The 18241-nt window shown below is 70.2% G+C and carries 11 protein-coding genes and 4 pseudogenes; 11 read left to right on the top strand and 4 right to left on the bottom strand.

Annotation, left to right across the window (positions count from 1 at the left end):
• Positions 1-155: 155 nt before the first annotated feature.
• A complete protein-coding gene (locus LZF96_RS21315; RefSeq protein WP_233875469.1) occupies positions 156-1517 on the bottom strand; it encodes an ABC transporter substrate-binding protein in 1362 nt (453 codons plus the stop codon).
• 216 nt (positions 1518-1733) lie between these two features.
• Here LZF96_RS21315 and LZF96_RS21320 point away from each other — a divergent pair, with 216 nt between their 5' ends.
• Together LZF96_RS21320 and LZF96_RS27155 are read left to right on the top strand one after the other, a co-directional pair.
• The gene (locus tag LZF96_RS21320) at positions 1734-2762 is read left to right on the top strand and encodes a LacI family DNA-binding transcriptional regulator (protein WP_233875471.1); all 1029 of its coding nucleotides are present in this window, start codon (positions 1734-1736) and stop codon (positions 2760-2762) included.
• Between the two features lie 419 nt (positions 2763-3181).
• The gene (locus tag LZF96_RS27155) at positions 3182-4489 is read left to right on the top strand and encodes a vanadium-dependent haloperoxidase (protein WP_233875473.1); all 1308 of its coding nucleotides are present in this window, start codon (positions 3182-3184) and stop codon (positions 4487-4489) included.
• Between the two features lie 81 nt (positions 4490-4570).
• Here LZF96_RS27155 and LZF96_RS21330 read toward each other — a convergent pair whose 3' ends face one another.
• Complete coding sequence (locus LZF96_RS21330) at positions 4571-4897, bottom strand: peptidoglycan-binding protein (RefSeq protein WP_233875475.1); 327 nt, start codon at positions 4895-4897, stop codon at positions 4571-4573.
• Between the two features lie 903 nt (positions 4898-5800).
• Between LZF96_RS21330 and LZF96_RS21335 the strand changes: the two genes are divergently transcribed.
• The 4 genes and pseudogenes from LZF96_RS21335 to LZF96_RS21350 all read left to right on the top strand — a co-directional run.
• Complete coding sequence (locus LZF96_RS21335) at positions 5801-10957, top strand: AAA domain-containing protein (RefSeq protein WP_233875477.1); 5157 nt, start codon at positions 5801-5803, stop codon at positions 10955-10957.
• 324 nt (positions 10958-11281) lie between these two features.
• A pseudogene (locus LZF96_RS21340) lies at positions 11282-11678 on the top strand (helix-turn-helix domain-containing protein); the annotation flags it as partial.
• Positions 11679-11710: 32 nt separating this feature from the next.
• Positions 11711-12157 (top strand): annotated as a pseudogene (locus tag LZF96_RS21345) (ATP-binding cassette domain-containing protein); the annotation flags it as partial.
• A 119-nt stretch (positions 12158-12276) separates the two neighbouring features.
• Positions 12277-13044: pseudogene (locus LZF96_RS21350) on the top strand (ABC transporter transmembrane domain-containing protein); the annotation flags it as partial.
• 294 nt (positions 13045-13338) lie between these two features.
• Here the strand turns inward: LZF96_RS21350 and LZF96_RS21355 are convergent.
• Both LZF96_RS21355 and LZF96_RS21360 read right to left on the bottom strand, forming a co-directional pair.
• Positions 13339-13503: pseudogene (locus LZF96_RS21355) on the bottom strand (transposase); the annotation flags it as partial.
• Positions 13504-13573: 70 nt separating this feature from the next.
• Entirely contained in the window at positions 13574-14137 is a 564-nt protein-coding gene (locus tag LZF96_RS21360) for a class I SAM-dependent methyltransferase (protein ID WP_233875481.1), read from the bottom strand.
• Positions 14138-14768: 631 nt separating this feature from the next.
• Between LZF96_RS21360 and LZF96_RS21365 the strand changes: the two genes are divergently transcribed.
• The 5 genes from LZF96_RS21365 to LZF96_RS21385 are packed head-to-tail and all read left to right on the top strand — an operon-like array spanning position 14769 to position 18237.
• Positions 14769-15332, top strand: coding sequence for a formyltransferase family protein (locus tag LZF96_RS21365; RefSeq protein WP_233875483.1), 564 nt, complete (start codon positions 14769-14771; stop codon positions 15330-15332).
• 56 nt (positions 15333-15388) lie between these two features.
• A complete protein-coding gene (locus LZF96_RS21370) occupies positions 15389-16177 on the top strand; it encodes a 2OG-Fe(II) oxygenase (protein WP_233875485.1) in 789 nt (262 codons plus the stop codon).
• A gap of 2 nt (positions 16178-16179) precedes the next feature.
• Positions 16180-17283: a branched-chain amino acid aminotransferase gene (locus tag LZF96_RS21375; RefSeq protein WP_233875487.1), complete on the top strand. Its 1104-nt coding sequence runs from the start codon at positions 16180-16182 to the stop codon at positions 17281-17283.
• A gap of 16 nt (positions 17284-17299) precedes the next feature.
• The gene (locus tag LZF96_RS21380) at positions 17300-17530 is read left to right on the top strand and encodes an MbtH family NRPS accessory protein (protein ID WP_233875490.1); all 231 of its coding nucleotides are present in this window, start codon (positions 17300-17302) and stop codon (positions 17528-17530) included.
• Positions 17527-18237: a thioesterase II family protein gene (locus LZF96_RS21385; RefSeq protein ID WP_233875492.1), complete on the top strand. Its 711-nt coding sequence runs from the start codon at positions 17527-17529 to the stop codon at positions 18235-18237. Before LZF96_RS21380 ends, LZF96_RS21385 begins: the two co-directional genes overlap by 4 nt.
• Positions 18238-18241: the final 4 nt, after the last annotated feature.

Here is an 18241-nt window from a genome sequence, read left to right on the forward strand (position 1 = left end):
CGCGCCCCCCCCCGGGGCCGGCGCCCGGCGGGGCCGGCGCGTGGCCCCCCCCCCGACGGGTGATCGGTGAGGTCGCGGTCACGCGCGTCCCCCCGTGGTCGGTCCCGCCCGTCGGGGCACGCCGCCCCGGCGGGCGGGGAGGGTCTCGCGGCGGATCATCGGGTGCCGACCTCGCTCTCGTAGAACTCCTGCACCCGCTCGACGAACTCCTGACCGGTGATCCGACCGGTCACCAGCAGCTGGGACTCGGGGATGATCGAGCCCGCGTAGATGCCGGCGGTGGTGTTGGCCATGAAGTCGACCTGGCCGTCCTCCTCGCCGATCCGCGCGGCCATCTCCAGCGCGGACTCGATGAGCGAACCGGGCTCGACGTCGGGCATCGGCAGCGCCGGGTCACCGCCGGGGGAGGCCCCGGTGACGTCCACGACGATCTGCCGGGCGGTGGGGTCGGTGTGGATCCAGTTCAGGAAGTACGCGACCTCGTTGACGTGCGGGGACTTGGCGGCCACCGAGAAGGAGTTGGCGGCACCCATGGCCACGTGCCCGTCGCCCTCGTTCACCGGCGGCACGAGGAAGAAGGCGACGTCCTCGCCCAGCGCCTCCTGGTAGGTGGCGGCCTCCCAGTTGCCGTTGAAGGTGAACAGGCCGCCGCCCTCGGAGAAGCGGCTGACGAACTCGAAGTAGTCCACGGAGTTGATGTCGTCGGAGAAGTAGCCGGCGTCCGCCCAGTCGCGGATCAGCTCGGCCCCCTCCACGTTGCCGGGAGTGTTGTAGGTCGCGCCCGGCTCGTTGAACATCCAGGCCATGAACTCGGCCTGGTCGGCGTACTGGTTCATGGCCGCCTGGACCACGAAGTTCACCACGCCGTCCTTGTCACCGGCGACGATCGGCAGCACGTCGTTCTCCGCGGCCAGCGCCAGCTGCTCCTCGAGCTCCGCCAGGGTGCTCGGCGGGGCCTCGATGCCCAGCTCCTCGGCGATCTCCAGGTTCATGTAGATGCCGGTGACGCTGTAGCCCAGGCCGAGCTGGTGGAGCGAACCGGAGCCGCGCACGTTCTCCTCGCTCATCCGCAGGGGGGCGAGCTGGGAGTCGGACCAGGCGTCCCACCCGTAGGCGTCGAAGTAGGGGTCGAGGTTGGCGATCAGGCCGTCGCGCACGGTGTCGCCCATGGTGGGCAGCCGGATCAGGTCCGGCGGGGTGTCGCTGGCCAGCAGCCGGGGCGCGTTCGCGGTGAGGTTCTGGAAGGTGTCCCGGTTGATCTTGAACGTGACGTTGGGGTGCTGCCGGGTGAACTCCTCGGCCAGCTCGTCGGTGGCCGGGAAACCGGTCTCGTCCGCGATCGTGAGCGTGATCTCCTCGGAGGTCAACTCGGTGCTCACCTCGGTCTCCTCGCCCGCGGGCTCGGAGGCCGAGCCGTTGCCGCCCGGGGCGCAGGCGGCGAGGACGATCCCCGCGCCCGCGGCGATCGCGGCCACGGTGGCACGCTCTCTGCGACGGCGTCCGGCGGTGCTTGCCATGGGTACTCCCTTTTCCTGGTGGACGGGTGCCGTGGGTGCGCCGATCGCCCGTCCGGAGCACCGGGGACGGTGTCCGTGCGAACGGGGAGAACGGCGGGGCGGCTCGCGGGTGACTCGGGCACCCGTCGTGCTAAAAGGTTTTAGCGCCGATATGTTCAGCAGCCGGGACCACCTGTGTCAAGCTGTCGCACACAACTTCTCCACGGAGGGAACGCGATGCCGCGCAAGAGAGTGACGCTGGCCGACGTGGCACGTCGGGCCGGCCTCTCGACCACGGCCGCGTCGATGATCCTCAACGGTCGCCCCGACACCCGGCTCTCCGAGGAGGCCCACGCGCGGGTGCACGCCGCGGCCGCCGAACTGGGTTACCGCCCCAACGTCGCCGCCCGCGGCCTGCGCACCGCCAAGACCCTCACCATCGGCTTCGTCTCCGACATGGTCACCACCACCCGCTTCGCCGGTGGCCTGATCAAGGGCGCGCTGACGGCGGCGGAGGAGGCCGGCCACGTGGTGCTCCTCGCCGAGACCGGCGGCGAGCCCGACCGGGAGGCCGAGGCGATAGCCGCCCTGCTGGACCGCCAGGTCGACGGCATCGTCTTCGCCGCCGTCCGGGCCCGCGAGCTCTTCGTCCCGCCCCTGCCCGAGGGCGTCTCGGCCGTCATGCTGAACGCCACCGCTTCCCGCTTCCCCGCGGCCGTCCTCCCCGACGAGGAACCCGGTGGCCGGGCCGCGGTCCGGCTTCTCATCGACGCCGGCCACTCCGAGGGCATCGCCCTCATCGGCCAGAGCGACACGGCGGAACGCGACGTGTTCCGCTCGGCCAGCGTCGCCCGGCGCGTCGCCGGGATCCGCGGGGAGATGGCGGACAAGGGTCTGGAATTCGCGGCCGAGGAGTCCATCTGGTTGTGGGAGCCGCAGCACGGCTACGAGGCCGTCACCGAGTTGTTCCGGCGGCGAACCGACGTACGGGCGCTCATCTGCATGAACGACCGGCTCGCGTTCGGCGCCTACCAGGCCGCCGGTGAACTGGGCCTGCGCATCCCCGACGACCTGTCCGTGGTCTCCTTCGACGACGACGAGGTGGCCGCCTACCTGCGGCCGGGCCTGACCACGATCGGACTGCCGCACGAGGCGATGGGGCGCCGGGCGGTGGAGTCGCTGCTCGGCCGGGAACCGGGGGCGGAGGTGCTCGTCCCCATGCCGGTGGTGGAGCGCGCCTCCATCGGCCCGCCTCGGAGGCGCTGACCGCAGGGCGGAGCGGGCCCACGGGGAGGCGCTCCGCCATCCCGCATTCCGGGTCTTCCGGGGCGGGCCGTCGCGGGTTTCCGCCGGAAATCCCGTACCGCCCATCCGCGTCCCGTCGCCGGGTATCCGTGCCCGGAACGAAAAATCGGAACGGTCGGCTCCGGAATTCCCTGTTCCGGATTTCCCATCGCGGAGTGCACCGAAATGCGGAAAGGAGTACTCCGCTCCGCATTCATGTGGTGACGCGGGTCACAGTTGCGCCGGGTGTATCCGCCTTCCCGGTGGAGCAGGAACGACATGTCGGAGTGACAGGGCATCCGACATGCACGCCTGGCCATACGATTCGGAGGCACATGGACGTGGTACAAAACAAGAGGGGAAATTCGAGGGGATTCTCGAGGGGGAGAATCCTGCTGCCGGTGGGGACGCTCCTCGCGGTGGCCGGGGGGACCATCGCCGTTCCCGTGAACGCGGTGGCGGTGGATCGGGACGACCACGTACTGTACTGGAACAAGGTCCTGGTGGACAGTTTCCAGGAATTGGAGGATTCCGAGGCGACACCCGGTGCGGTGGCCCGTGCCGGGGCGATGATGAACATCGCCGTCTACGACGCGGTGAACTCGATCGAGTCGATCGGTAATCGCTACCTGATCAAACCGACATCCGCCGCCGGATACCACAATTCGCTGGAAGTGGCGATCGACCACGCGGCGTACGGGGTGTTGAGGGAGGCGCTGCCCCGGCTGGACTTCTCCGACGAGTTCGACGCGGCGCGCGAGCAGGCACGTCCCACCACCGCCGAGGAGTTCGCGGTCGGGAAGGACCTGGGGGAGAAGACCTCGCGGGCGATCACTTTCCTGCGGGACCGGGACGCCTCCTCCATCAACACTCCTTACCACATCGGCGACCAGCCGGGTGACTGGCGGCCCACCAGCCCGGGGGTGCCGCCGCTGACCCCCAACTGGGGACGGGTGAAGCCGTTCGGGATCGATTACGGGGCCCAGTACCGTCCGCCCCTGCCGCCGGCGCTGACCGGCGCGGAGTACGCCGCCGAACTGAACGAGGTCAAGGAGTACGGCGGGGCCGACACCTCCACCACCAGCCGCACGGCGGACCAGACCGAGATCGCCCACTTCTGGGCCAACGACCTGGACGGCACCTACAAGGCGCCGGGCCACCTGTACGCCCTCACCAACGACATCGTCGAGAACCGGATGCCGAACTCCGACTCCTACGAGACGGCGAAGCTGTACGCCCTGATGTCGATCGCCCTGGCCGACGCCGGGATCGCGGCCTGGGACGCCAAGTACCTCACCGAGGTGGACCTGTGGAGGCCGGAGACCGCCATCCAACTGGCCGACACCGACGGCAACCCGGCCACGGTGGGGGACCCCGACTGGGAACCCCTCTCGCCCGACATCGACGGCAACCGCTTCTCCCCGCCCTTCCCCGCCTACGTCTCCGGCCACGCCGCCTACGCCGGGGCCTGGGCGGGGATCATGGAGCGGTACACCGGGAGCGACACCTTCGAGTACGCCCTCGACGCGACCACCGTCGATCCCCACGCCGATGGGGTCGTCCGCACCTTCGACTCCTTCAGCCAGATGGCGCGGGAGAACGCGGAGAGCCGCATCTACCTGGGCGTCCACTTCCGGTCCGACGCCGAGCAGGGGCTGGTGCTCGGTGACCGGGTGGCCGCCCACGTCTTCGCCCACGCACTCGGCTGAGACATCACGCGGACAGGGGCCCCGTCGCCGTGCCCGGCGACGGGGCCCCTCGTTGTTCCGTCGATCCAGGGTGTTTCCGGACTACTTCTGGTAGCCGATGCGCAGGACGCGCCAGGTGTTGGGGCCGACGATGCCGTCCACGGCCAACCCCACGTCCTTCTGGAACTCCCTCACCGCACGCTCGGTGCCGGGGCCGAAAATACCGTCCTCAGCCCCGGCGTTGTACCCCCAGAGATTGTTGAGGAGGCACTGGATCTCCCGACTGCGGACATGGTACTGGTAATCGTTGTATCCGAGTCCCACTTCGATGTTCCACGCCCAGGAGTACCCGGCGGTGTAGCCGTTGTAACTCTCGCTGTCCCGCAGATACGGGGAAGCGCAGTTGAATCCGGTCGAAGCGATAGTCACTTCCGAAGTGGAAGCGATGGTGGAATGCGCGGGGGAGGAGGCATGGACCGGTACCGCCGTGGCGGCGACAACGGCCATGACCCCACCGCCGAGCGCGGTGGAGGTGAGGAAAGCGGCTTTCTTTCGAAGGCGCATCTTCTCTCTTCCTGTGCGGTTTTCACGGTGGTGGTCGTGGTTCTGTGTCACTCTGTCCCCCGTGGGAGAGGAACAATCCCTTCCGGTGATGTGTCCCGGGTCACGCCGGAGGGAGGAATTCCGGAATTCCTCCCTCCGGCGTGACCCGGAACCGGGAAAACCCGTGAAACGGAGGGAGGGTTTCCGGAAACCCGGCCACCGGAACAGAGTTCTCCTGATTTCCGGTGGGTCCGGCTCCGGCCGCACCCGAATCCGGCCGCACCCGAATCCGGCCGCACCCGGACCCGGACCCGGACCCGGGCCCGGAAGGCGGAGGCCCGGCCCTCCGGTGCCCGACCTCCGATGCCCGGAGGGCGGTCGGCCCCGGTGATCCAGGGCGGCGGATCTGCTTCCAACCCCTCCTTCCGGAGGAAGAAGTTCAACCCTCTCGCGCACCCCTCACGCCGTACGCGGTGCCGGAACGCGTCGACATCGACCCGGGCCCCGTACCGGGCCGTGGCCGGGTGACGCCTTCCGACGCGTGGCGTTCCATCGAACGCCGCACCGACACGTGGGGCGACGGGCCCAGGCCCCGTGCGTGCCTTTCGCGTCAACTCCCCCAGCGGCGCCGGGAGATGGCCCCATCCCGGAAAAGTGGGCCCGGTTCACGTCGTAACACATCGATGGCGACGGGCATGGAGTCGAGCCGATTGCCACTCCAAAATGGTATGAAAGTGAACCCAAGCGGATCAAAAGGGCACTTAGGGTGTCGAAGGGGAGGGACCGAACATGACCACGGCACTGACGGGAACGGAGCGGGACGCCGACCGGGTACGGCAGATCTTCCGATTCCTGGCCGCGGCGGAGGAGTCCCGGATGCGGCCGGTGCGCACCACCGACGGTGCCCGCGACGTGGTGCGATGCGCCGACCTGCCCGATGACCCCCGCGTCGGCGGCCTCCTCGCCGGCACCGAGGCCGACATCGACGGGTCGCCCGCCTGGCTCGTGGTCCACCGCCCCCCGGTGACCAACCCGCCGACCCCTCCCCGGGATCTGGCCCCCCGGGTGGCGACCGACCAACTCCGGGACTTCGCCTCCGAGCGCGCCCCCCGCCTCCTCGACCCGCCGGACCCGCCCGACGCGACGCGCCGCGCAGGGGACATCGACCCGCGGGGCGACCACGACGGCGCACCCGACCCCGACCCCGACCCCGCCCGGGGCCGGGAACGCGAGCACGAGCGGATCGAGCAACGGTACGCCGCCTGGGCGGAACTCTGGCTGCGTTGGGCGGCGGACCGCCGGGCCGTCGACCCCCTCGTTCGGCTCTACGACCGACTGCACAGAATGCACGAGGACGCCGCCGACGCCGGCGAGAGCCACGAACTCGTCCTCGGCCTCGGCCGACTCCTCTGGCAGTCCACCGACGGCAGTCGGGTGGAACGCCACCTGCTCGTCCACCGGGCCATCCTGCGCCTGGACCCCGCCACCGGAACCCTCGCCGCGATGCCCGACCCCACCTCCCCCGGCCTGCTTCTGGAGGAGGGAATGCTCGACGCCTGCCAACACGTCCGGGGCACGGCGCGCGAGGAGATCCGCGAGGCGCTGGCCCTGGCGGACGACGCCACCGCCCCCGAACACCTGGAACACGTGCACGCCGCGCTGCGCGGCTGGGTGAACTCCGCGCACGGCGCCGGTCGATACGAGGAGGGCCACGACTTCCTCACCACGCACGACCGCACCGTCCCCGTGGTCGGCCTGAGCCCCGCCCTGATCCTGCACGAACGCCCCCGTCGCTCCACCCTGGAGGCGCTGGAGACCATCGCCCGGCAGGTCGGGAACGGTGCCGAACCCACCGACCCGCTGCGCTTCATCGCGAGCGGCGAACTCCCCTCCGGCCACCCGGCGGGCCGGCGCACGACCTTCGGGGCCGGCGACCCCGACACCCCCCGGGGCCCCGGCGACCCCGACACCCACCGGGACGAGGTGTACTTCGCGCTGCCCTCCAACGAGGAACAGCGCTCCATCGCCGAACGCCTGCGGGCCAACCCCATGGTCGTCGTCCAGGGCCCACCCGGCACCGGCAAGACGCACACCATCGCCAACCTGATCACCGACCTCCTCGCCCACGGCGAGCGCGTCCTCATCACCAGCCACACCACCCGCGCCCTCCGCGTCCTGCGCGACAAACTGCCGGAGAGCGTGCGCGACCTGTGCGTCAGCCGAACCGAGGACGGCGCCGGCGCCCAACGCGAACTGGAGGCCTCGGTCCACGCCCTCCTGGAGCGCGCCTCCGGCCACGACCCCCGGGCCTCCCGGCACGGGATCGACACCCTCACCGGTCGCCTGGCCAGGGCCCGCGCCACCCGTGACCGCCTCCTGGCGGACCTCGCCGAGCTGCGCGAACTCGAGACCCGGGTCCTCCCCGCCGATCTCGGTGACTACCGGGGCACCCTCCAGGACATCGCCGAACGCCTCGCCGAGGAGAAGCCCCGCCACACCTGGATCGGCGCCGTCCCCGAGCGGCCGCCGGTCCTCCGAGCCGAACAGGCACTGCGCCTGCTGCACGCCCGCCGGGCCCTCGGTCCCGGGCGACGGACACCGACCGCCGAGGCCCCCGATCCCGCCCAACTCCCCGCTCCCGGCGAACTCCCCGACCCCACCCAACTCCCCGCTCCCGGCGAACTCCCCGGTCCCGGCGCGTTCGAGGAAGCCGTCGCCACCATCCTGACCGCCGAGAGGGCCCATGCGAGGGCGCGCGGCGCGTCCCGCGCCCTCGACGACGCCGTTGACCGCCTCGACGACGCCGCGCGGTGCCGACTGGTCACCGCCCTGGACGACCTCGCCGGAGCACGGGGCGCCGCGGAGGCCCGGATCGCCGCCGACGACCCCGGCGCCGGACGGGCGCTCAAGGAGGTTCTCACCGGCCGCGACTGGGAGACCAGGACCCGCCACGACACCGTCACCGCCGCCCTGAGGGCCGTCACCGAACTGGCCGAGGGCGTCGGGGACTCCGTGGTCACCGGCCTGGACGCCTACGACACCGCCACCGCGCTCGCCCGGGCCACCGCCCTGCACGACGGACTCCGGGCCGGCGGGAAACTCACCGGTCTCTTCGGCCGGGACAGCAAACTGGCCCGGTCCCTGGGGGGATTCCCGCACCGCGTGCGGGTGGACGGCCGACCGGTCGAGGACGCCGAACGCGCCGCCCGCGTCCTCGCCCGGGTCAACCTGGAGCACCGCCTGGCCCGGGCGGAACGCGAACAGGAACGGGCCTCCCTTCCCTGGGGCGACCCCGGCCCCCGCATCGCCCACCTGCGGCAGGTGGCCGAGACCCTGACCCCGGTGATCGCCGTCGCCGACGCCCGGGTCGCCGTGATCGCCGCCGCCGCGGCCTCCCCCGAACTGGTCGCGGCCGACTGGCACGACCGGGACGTCGAGCGCGCCGTGCGCGCCCTGCTGCGGGCCCGGGTCGCACTGCGCGACGCGGAGGAACCGCGCCGCCTCATCGCAGCCGCCACCGCCCTGCTGCGCACCCGGACCGACCACCCCGACGCGCCCCCCGCCCTGCGTCGGGCCCGTCGGGCGGTCACCGACCGCGACATCGACGGCTACCGCGCGGCCTGCGCGGAACTCGCCGACCTCCGCGAGGCCACCCGACTGCGCACCGCGTACATCGAGGCCCTCGGACCCGTGCGCGAGGCCCTGCCCCGGCTGGCCGACCGCATCACGGAGACCCCCGACGACCCGGTCTGGGACGAACGCCTCCCGGAGCTCGACACCGCCCTGGCCTGGTCCGCCTGGCGGACCCGACTGGAACGCCTCACCGACCCCGGCCGGGAGCGCGCCCTGCGGGTCGCCCTGACCGAGGCCGACGACGAGATCCGACTCACCCTCGGCCGCCTGGCCGCCGCCCGGGCCTGGCATCACTGTCTGGAGGCGATGTCCACCGAGCAGTCCCGGGCACTGCGCTCCTACCAGCAGGCGGTCCACCGCATCAGGGGCAGATACCGGCACCGGTACCGCCAGGACGCCCAACAGGCGCTGCGTGACGCGCAGAGCGCGGTGCCGGCGTGGATCATGCCGCTGCACCAGGTCGTCGAGACGGTCCCCATGGACCGCCCCGGTCTCTTCGACGTGGTGATCGTCGACGAGGCCAGCCAGTCCGGCCCGGAGGCCATGTTGCTGACCTGGCTCGCCCGCCGCGTCGTCGTCGTCGGGGACGGCAAGCAGGTCAGCCCCTCCAACGTCGGCCTGCGCCACGAGGAGCACTTCCGGTTCCGGGACCGCCTCCTCGGCGGCCTCCCGGCCGGCATCCGCTCCCTGTTCGGACCCGACACCAGCTTCTTCGACCTCGCCGAAACCCTCGCCGCCGGCCGGGGCACCCTGATGCTCAGGGAGCACTTCCGCTGCATGCCCGAGATCATCGGGTTCTCCAACGAGCTCTGCTACGGCGGACAGTTGCTGCCGATGCGTCAGTACGGCTCGGACCGCCTGCCACCGGTGCGCACCGTCCACGTGGCGGAGGGCATGGTCGGCGGCACCAATACCCGTCTGGTCAACCTCCCCGAGGTGGAGGCCCTGATCGACGCGCTGGTCGCCTGCTGCGCCGACCCCGCCTACGCGGACCGCACGATGGGCGTGATCAGCCTGCGCAGTGGCATCGAACACCTGACCGAATTGGAGAACCGCCTCACCGCCCGCCTCCCCTACGAGGAGCGGGAACGGCGCCGCATCCGAGTGGGCAACGCCGAGGACTTCCAGGGTGACGAACGGGACATCGTCTTCATCTCCTGCGTCAACGCCCCCCTCCGTGAGAACGGCCCCGTCCCCGGCGGCTACAGCGGCCGGACCTACGAGCAGCGGATCAACGTCGCCGCCTCCCGCGCCCGCGACCAGGTCTGGGTCTTCCACAGCGCCCCCGTCGAGCGCTTCCACGAGAACGACCTGCGCCGCCGGTACCTGGACCACCTCACCTCCCCGCCGGAGGAGGAGGTCGGCGCCGTCGACGGCGAGGTGCTGCCGAACGTGCGGCACGAGGCGTTCGACAACCTCTTCCAGCAGCGCGTGTACCTGGAACTGGTGGGGCGCGGGTACCGCGTCCGCCCCCGCTACCGGGTGGGACGCCACTGCCTGGACCTGGTCGTCGAGGGCGGCACCCGGCGGCTCGCCGTGGTCTGCGACGGCGACACCTTCGCCGAGGGCGGGGACGCAGCCACGGAGGCCGCGCGCCGGCGGGAGTTGGAGCGCCTGCGGTGGCGGTTCGTCGGCATCCGGGGCAGCCGCTTCCACTGGGACCGCGAGCGGGCGCTGGCCCCGCTGTGGGAGGAACTGCGGAATCTGGGCATCCGGCCCCGGCCGCTTTCCTCCGCCCCGGCGGCGCTCCGGGCCCCTGTGCCGCGCCCGGCCTCCCCGCTCACCGGCATCGGCGCGGGGTCCCCGCCGCGGGCCCGGGCCGGCGGACACCCCGCTGGCGGCTTCCCGGTCACCACCCTCGGTTCGGAGGGCCACCACCGGGTCCTGCGCGAACTCCGCGAACTGCGGGCTCTGTTGGACCGTTCAGGGGAGACTGCCGAGGGCGATCACCGCGACCCTCGTGACCACCGCGCCATCGCGCTCCGCGACCGGCGGGACCCGGCCGCCCGATACGAGCGGCGCGTCGCCCTGCTGCTGGCCTTCCTCGACGCCGTGCGCGTCGACCCCGAGGCGGGGGATCCCGACGTCGTGGCACCGGGGACCGTCTTCCGCCTGGAGTTCGAGGACGCCGCCCCCGGTGAGGGGGGCCTTCTCCATACCGTGGCCGAGACCGCTGGAGCCGGGCTGCGGCCGATCCCTCCGGCCTCCCCGCTCGGGCAGGCCCTGATGTGGCGTGCCTTCGGGGATCGGGTCACCTGGACCACCGACGACGGCCGCACCCGCCACGCCGTCATCCGCCCCACCGGGCACTGATCACCGTTTCCCACGGGCGCCCGGCTGTTGGGGAGTGGAGATCCCCGACCTCTTGCCTGTCACGCCATCCGGGCACGACCCGCCCCCGCCGCCCCGGGCGGATTGGCCCCGCCATACCGCGCACCGCATCGGGTCGGGAAAGATTACGCGTGTGAAAAGTATCGATATTTTCTCGCGGGAACGGACGGACACGAACCGGACGTCACGCACGTGGGGTCAGGGTATGAACACGTGGTGTGGGCGGTACGCGGCATGCGCCGCCACCATGGGTGGGGGAGCGCCGGGGTGGGAGGGCCCGACGCGGTACGGAGGGAGGGCGGCCGGATGGACAACGTCGAGGAGGACGGGGCCGGAGGCGTCGACACGCGGTCGGTTTCGGTGGGGGATTGCGACCGGGAACCCCGTCCGTCGGACGGCCTGCGCACCTTCGGCGCGGTAGTCCAGGCGCTGCGCGAGCACGCGGGGCTCAGCCGCGTGGCTCTCGGCACCCGGGTGCGGTACCCCAAGCACACCGTGACGTCGGTGGAGTTGGGCCGCCGGATGCCGGACGAATCGTTCGTGGAACGCGCCGAGGAAGTCCTCGGCAACCCCGGTGCGCTGCGGAAGACCGCCCGTCACCTCACCCGGGGCGAGGCCCGTCTCGCCCCGGGTGAGGTGACGGGCCCGGCTGGAACGCGAGGCCGTGAACCTGTGCACGTACGAGTGCCGCCTGGTGCCGGGGACGTGCACGTTTTTCACGCCTCCCTGCGCGACAACCTCACCTTCTTCGATTCCTCGGTCCCCGACGAGCGGCTGCACACCGCCCTCGCCGAGGTGGGGCTCACACGCTGGGTACGGACCCTGCCCGACGATTTGGACACGGTGCTCGGCACCGGGGCGCGGGGTATGTCCGCGGGTGAGGAGCAGCAGCTTTCCCTGGCCCGGGTTTTTCTGCGCGACCTCGGTCTGGTCCTGATGGACGAGCCGACCGCCCGACTGGACCCGTACAGCGAACGCCTGCTCGTGCCGGCCCTGGAGCGTCTGCTCGATGGCCGTACCGCCGTTGTCGTGGAACATCGCCCCCACCTGCTGCGGAAGGTGGACCGGATCCTTGTGTTGGAGGACGGAGAGGTGGCCGAGGAGGGGGAACGGGCCGTCCTCGCCGCCGATCCGGGTTCCCGTTTCCACCGTCTCCTCAACACGGTCGGAACCGCCCGGTGATCCCGTCGGGGAAAGGACGGTCGATGGGCGGGGGAAAGCCCGAGAGGTCGGTTCTCGGAAGGCTCGCGGTGGCATTGGGGGGCTCGACCCGTGTCTACTGGACCCTCACCGGTCTGTGGATGTTGCTCCGGGTGGGAACTTTGCTGGTGGGGCTGCTGTTCCAGCGGTTCTTCGACGAGTTGGGGGCGGCGGGAGAGGTATGGACGATCATCGCGTTGGTGGCCGCGATCGAGGGCGCCCGATTGTTTCTGCAATTCGGAGTGATGATCAACCGATTGGAGCCCCGGGTCCAGTACGGCACGACGAGCCGACTGCGGTACGCCCTCCTCGGATCGGCCCTGCGCGGATCGGAGGTGACGACCCGAACGGCTCCCGGGGAATCCCTGCGGACTGTCGGTGAGGACGTCGACGAGACGGGGTTCTTCGTAGCCTGGGCACCGACGAATCTCGCCCACTGGCTGTTCGTCGCCGTGTCGGTCACCGTGATGATGCGGATCGATGTCATGGCCACCGTGGCACTGTTGCTCCTTCTCCTCCTCCTCACCCTGGTCACGGCGGTGGCCCACAGTCGATTCCTGCGCCACCGACGCGCGACCCGCACCGCCTCCGGGAAGGTGGCGGGAGCGCTACGGGAGATGTTCGGAGCCGTGGGCGCGGTGCAGGCGGCAGCCGCCGAGTCGCAGGTATCCGCGCACGTGGCCCGGCTGAATGCCGCCAGGGCCCGGGCGGCGGTACGGGAGGAGCTGTACGCCGTCATTCAGCGCGCCGTGATCGGCAACGCCGCCCCCATCGGTGTCGGCCTGCTGTTGCTGCTGATCGCGGGACGGATGGGCGAGGGGACCTTCGGTGTCGGCGACCTCGCGCTGTTCACCTTCTACCTGCTGATCCTGACCGAAGCCCTCGGTTCGATCGGGATGCTGTCCGTGCGACTGCAGCGGGTCTCGGTCGCGCTCGGTCGGATCGCCGACTTCCTCGGTGGCAGTTTGCGTCCGCCCCCACCCCGCCCCGGGCCGGCGTGCCGTCGCGAGGGTGGGTCGGAACCGGGGACGGAGACCGGCAGGGAATCCACCACTTCACTGCGGAAGCTGTCCGTGTGCGGCCTCTCCTACCGGCACCCGGGGACGGACCACGGCGTGGAGGATGTGGAACTGTTCCTGGAACGCGGCACGATCACCGTGGTCACCGGTCGGGTCCAGGCTCATGACGGCCAGGTGGACGCGCTTCGGGGCGGCTTGCTCGTTGGGGAAGTGCCCTCGGGCCCGGACGACCCTGCGTATCCGCACGTTCACGCTCTCGATCGCGTTGGTGGTGCAGACGATCCTCCGGATCTCGATGTCGAACCGGAGGCCTTCACGGCCTCGGTGTCATTCGTCACACCAGTCATCAACTGTCGCTTCCAGCCGGTAGTTGCACCACTCACCGGACAGACCCTGTCTTGACCACCTTGTCGCTGATGCCACGGATCTCGACGTCGACGAACCCATTGGCGGTCAACGGTTCGGAGTACTTGGCGGCGGTGGCGAACGAGGTCACGTGGTAGGCGGTGCGTTCCATCGAACGCCTTGCGGCCTTCGGGACCCGCCGGCGGGCGTTCGACGTGTCGGCGATCACCGGTCGTCCGTCGGGACGCAGCGCCCCGGCCGTCCCGGCGAGCGCACGACCTCGACCCGGCACGTGGAGCATCGACTCGCTCGCCCACGTGTCGTCGAACGAGTCATCGTCGAACGGCAGCGCCCTCACGTCGGCGTTTCGGAAGGCGGTCACGCCCGACCGACCCGCCCCCACGGCACGCTCGGCGGCCCGTTGGAGCTCGACATCGCTGATGGCGAGGCCGGTACGTGCACGTCTCCGGCTGCGACGAGCTGAAGCGCGGGTTTGCCCGCACCGCAACCGATGTCGAGGACCGCAGCGCCGGCGGTGGGGTCGAGCAGGGTGACCAGCGGAGTTCTTCCCGACTCCGGGGACCCCACGGGTGGTCATACCGGCGCGGGGGGCGAACCCTCGGGCCCCACCACGTGCGGGCGTCACCCGCGGCGACCGGTGGGTCACCGGCCCGTCTCCGACCTCCACCGGCGGGGCCCGGTGGCGGGAACGCCCGGTAAAGGGAAACCGGTGGCCGGGAATCCGACCCCCGGTGGCAGGGAGAACAATGGGGAAACCCGTGGCCTTGCACCATGCCACTCCCACCCCGGGTTCATGCCCCGTCGGTAACCTCTGATGCCCCGATCCCCGGAGATCGAACCGATCGTGTCAGCATGCTGACAAAGCCTTGAGTGTCGCGCTCTCCCGGGCCTACCGTGGCATCGCTGCCGCAACATGGCAGATCGCAAAATCGGTTCGTGTACCGGTGGAGGTATGCATTCGGGCTGTGTGACGGGGGATGCAGCAGCCGGTGGGAACCCCTTCTCTTTTCGTGCAACTCTACTGGCATTCTTGTGCATGGTGAGTGAATCAGTTCGGGTACGACGAGTGGGGTAGTGTGAACATTTATCTTTCTGGACGGGGTGCTTTCGCCGTGCAGGTCGCGGAAGCTTTCGAGGATGACGGACACAGCATCCTGGGAGCCGCCTCCCCCGCTTTGAAGAAGGGGCGTACCGACGACAGTGATCCGATGGCATGGGATCGTCTCCGGGGCTGGTCGTTCCCCCGCGGAATTCCGTGGACCGAGGCGAATGAACTGCGGTCCCACCACATCCCGGAGAAGGTGGACATCATCGTTGCCGCGCATTCCCATGCCTTCATCGGGCGCAAAACCAGGGCTCGGGCGGAGGTGGCCACAATCGGCTACCACCCCAGTCTGCTCCCGTTGCACCGAGGCCGGGATGCCATCCGTTGGACCATCCGGGACGGCGATCGGGCGACCGGTGGCAGCGTCTACCACCTCACCGAACGCACGGACGGCGGACCGATCGCGGCTCAGGAACACGTTCTCGTGCCGCCGGGGTCGACGGCCGAGAGCCTCTGGCGCGAACACCTCGCGCCGCTCGGTGTCCAACTGCTGTTGCGTGTGGTGAACGACCTGGCGAAAGGCATCCGCATCGAGGTGCCGCAGGACGAGAAGTTGGCCACCTGGGAGCCCTCGATGGACTCGACCCCCCTGTACAAGCCCGAGTTGATCGCGCTGCCGGGCAACGTCGCCTCCACTGCCGACGCACGGGCACTCATCGAGCGGTGACAGGAGGGCGTCACCGGACGCCCGCCACGACAACCCCGACAGGAGGTCTCCCCAGCATGCCCTCGAACCAGAAACTCCTCACCGTGGAAAACCTGGACGAGCGGGTTCTTCGCGATCTCTTCGATCTCAAGTACGTCGCAGTCAGGGTGCCGGAGTTCTATGACGCCACCTATTCCAAGTCCCTCGCCGACCTGCTGTACCAGGAGATAGACGACTCCGCCGGTTCCGGGATCTACGAGAGCAATATCGACTCCTTCTGGAACGTCACGAAGAATGCGGAGCGACAGGAGCGGTACTTCAATTCCACTCTTCCGCTGCAACACCGGCTGCGGCGCCTGAGCGCACCCCATCCCTCGCCCATCGACCTCCTGCGGGTGACGCTGGACGAGAATTGGCCCGGTGGTTCCACGTTCATGTCGATGACAAGTCGAAAAATGCCTTTCGGAATCACACGCCTGTGGCGCACCGGAAGTGAGGGATTGCCCCACCAGGATGTACTTCACCGGGAATTCGACGACCCAATGACGAATGCGATCGTCGGTCAGCTCGGTGTCAACATCTATCTCGACACCGCCGAAGAGGGTGGCGAGCTGGAAACGTGGGACCACGTCATTTCCGATGAGGAGTACTCGGGTATCTCCGGTCAATATCCGGGAAGTTACGGGTACCCGCGCGATATGCTGCCGGACAATTCCGTGCTGATCTCACCGCAGCCCGGCGATCTGGTGCTCGTCAACACAGCCTGCGTGCACGCCATCCGCACGATCACCGCCGGCCGGCGAATAACCCTCTCCGGTTTCGTCGGCAATCTCGGTCCGGACCTCCCCCTGCGCTGCTGGAGCTGAAGGTGACCACAACGTCGTACTCCTCGCTTCCGAGCGATGTCGCCGACCGACTGCGGGGCATCGAACTGCCCGACCCACTGGGGTTCGGCCGCCTCATGGCGCCGGTCATGTCCATCGCGTATCACCGTGACGGTGCCTGGGAAACCCCGAGGCTCACCGGACTGGACCCGCTGCCCCTGGCCCCCCACACCCAGGCCCTCCACTACGGGCAGGCCATCTTCGAGGGCATGAAGGCGTACCGGAACCTCGGCACCGCCTTCCCCGGGAGCCCGTCCATGCTGTTCCGGCCGTACGAGCACGCCCGCCGGTTCAACCGCTCCGCGACGCGCCTGGGCATGCCCGAGCTCGACGAGCGCGTGTTCGTGCACGCGCTGGAGGAGCTGGTCACCGCGCTGGAGCCCCTGGTGCCCGGACAGCAGGGCCAGTCCCTCTACCTGCGACCGACCATGTTCGGCTCCACCGCCGACCTCTCGGTCGTGCCCTCCACCGAGTTCTGCTTCCTCGTACTGGCCACCCCGTCGGACGCGTTCTTCACCGCCCCCATCTCGGCGTGGATCGAGCGCCACTACAGCCGGGCGGGAGCCGGTGGCACCGGGGCCGTCAAGGCGGCCGGGAACTACGCGGCGAGCTTCGCCGCCGCCGCCCCGCTCCGCGAAAACGGCTTCCACCAGTTGCTCTGGCTGGACGCGGTGGAGCACACCCACCTGGAGGAGTTCACCGCGATGAACGTCTTCGTTCGCCGCGGGGAGAGGTTGGTGACCCCGCCCCTCTCGGACACCATCCTGGCCGGCATCACCAGGGACAGCCTGCTCGGGCTCGGCCCGTCCCTCGGCCTGCGGATGGACGAGGAACCGATCAACGTCCATGAACTGACCGACGCGATCCGGGCCGGCGAGGACATCGAGGTGTTCGGTTGCGGCACCGGAGCCGTCGTCGCCCCGGTCGAGTTGATCGGCGACGAGAGCGGGCTGCGCCTGCCGCTGCCCGCCCGGTCCACCGCCCTGAGACTGCGCGAAACGCTGCTCGACATCCAGCACGGCCTCACCTCGGCACCCGAGGGGTGGCAGTGGCCCGTCAACGCGCTCCCCGACACCCCACAGGCCTGAGGCGGTACGAGTTCCGATGAGTCAGACGAACACCGAGCACCCGGACGACACGGGCGACACCGAGTTGTACGTCGTCGTCACCAACCACGAGGAGCAGTACTCCATTTGGCCGGGCCACCGGGACGTCCCGCCCGGCTGGGAGACACGCACTTCCCCGATGGCCCGCCAGGGTTGTCTGGAGTACATCCGGGAGCACTGGGTCGACATGCGGCCCCTGAGCCTGCGGGAGCGGGAGCGTCAACCGTGATCCTGTTCTGCGTCCCGTTCGCGGGAGGCGGCATCGAGGTCTTCGCCGGTTGGCAGCAGGAGCTCGCACCGGTGGCCGAGGTGCGTGTCGCGGAACTCCCCGGGCGGGGGGCCCGTATGGGCGACCCCCTGATCGATGACATGCCCTCCCTGGTCACCGATCTTGCCGAGCAGTGCGAGGACCTCTCGCGGGGGGCCTACGCGCTGCTCGGCTACAGCTTCGGTGCGTACGCCGCGTACGCACTGGCGCTGCGGCTGGCCCACACGGGACGTCCCCCGCGCCGGCTGTTCGTCGGGGGCTCCAGGGCCCCTTTCCTGCCGCCCCGCGAACGCCCCCGGCACCGGATGTCGGACATCGAGCTCACCGCGGAACTGCGGATGATGAACGGCACCACCGCGGAGGTGCTCGGCAACCCCGAACTCATGTCGATCTACCTGCCGATCCTGCGGGCCGATTTCAAGATCATCGAAACCTTCCCGCCCGTCCGGGAACCGGTGCCCTGTCCGCTGACCGTGTTCGGGGCGAACCGCGACGTCCACGTCCCCACCCGGGACCTGACCGCCTGGACCCGACTCGGAGACGGGAAGACCGAGGTGCGCATCCATGACGGAGACCACTTCGTCATCCGAACCGACCGATCCCGAATCTGCCGCGAGGTGCGCGCGGACCTCGCTCTCGACGCGCTGAACCCCGCCTCCCGCTCCTGAAGAA

This window comes from Streptomyces sp. ST2-7A (assembly GCF_021390475.1).
Taxonomy (GTDB): Bacteria; Actinomycetota; Actinomycetes; order Streptomycetales; family Streptomycetaceae; genus Streptomyces.

What these genes read in the sequence shown, in the direction of transcription:
- LZF96_RS21320 (WP_233875471.1), top strand. Translation starts at nt 1,734, where the DNA reads ATGCCGCGCAAGAGAGTGACGCTGGCCGACGTGGCACGTCGGGCCGGC.
- LZF96_RS21370 (WP_233875485.1), top strand. Translation starts at nt 15,389, where the DNA reads ATGCCCTCGAACCAGAAACTCCTCACCGTGGAAAACCTGGACGAGCGG.
- LZF96_RS21335 (WP_233875477.1), top strand. Translation starts at nt 5,801, where the DNA reads ATGACCACGGCACTGACGGGAACGGAGCGGGACGCCGACCGGGTACGG.
- LZF96_RS21315 (WP_233875469.1), bottom strand. Translation starts at nt 1,517, where the DNA reads ATGGCAAGCACCGCCGGACGCCGTCGCAGAGAGCGTGCCACCGTGGCC.
- LZF96_RS21365 (WP_233875483.1), top strand. Translation starts at nt 14,769, where the DNA reads ATGGCATGGGATCGTCTCCGGGGCTGGTCGTTCCCCCGCGGAATTCCG.
- LZF96_RS21360 (WP_233875481.1), bottom strand. Translation starts at nt 14,137, where the DNA reads ATGACCACCCGTGGGGTCCCCGGAGTCGGGAAGAACTCCGCTGGTCAC.
- LZF96_RS21380 (WP_233875490.1), top strand. Translation starts at nt 17,300, where the DNA reads ATGAGTCAGACGAACACCGAGCACCCGGACGACACGGGCGACACCGAG.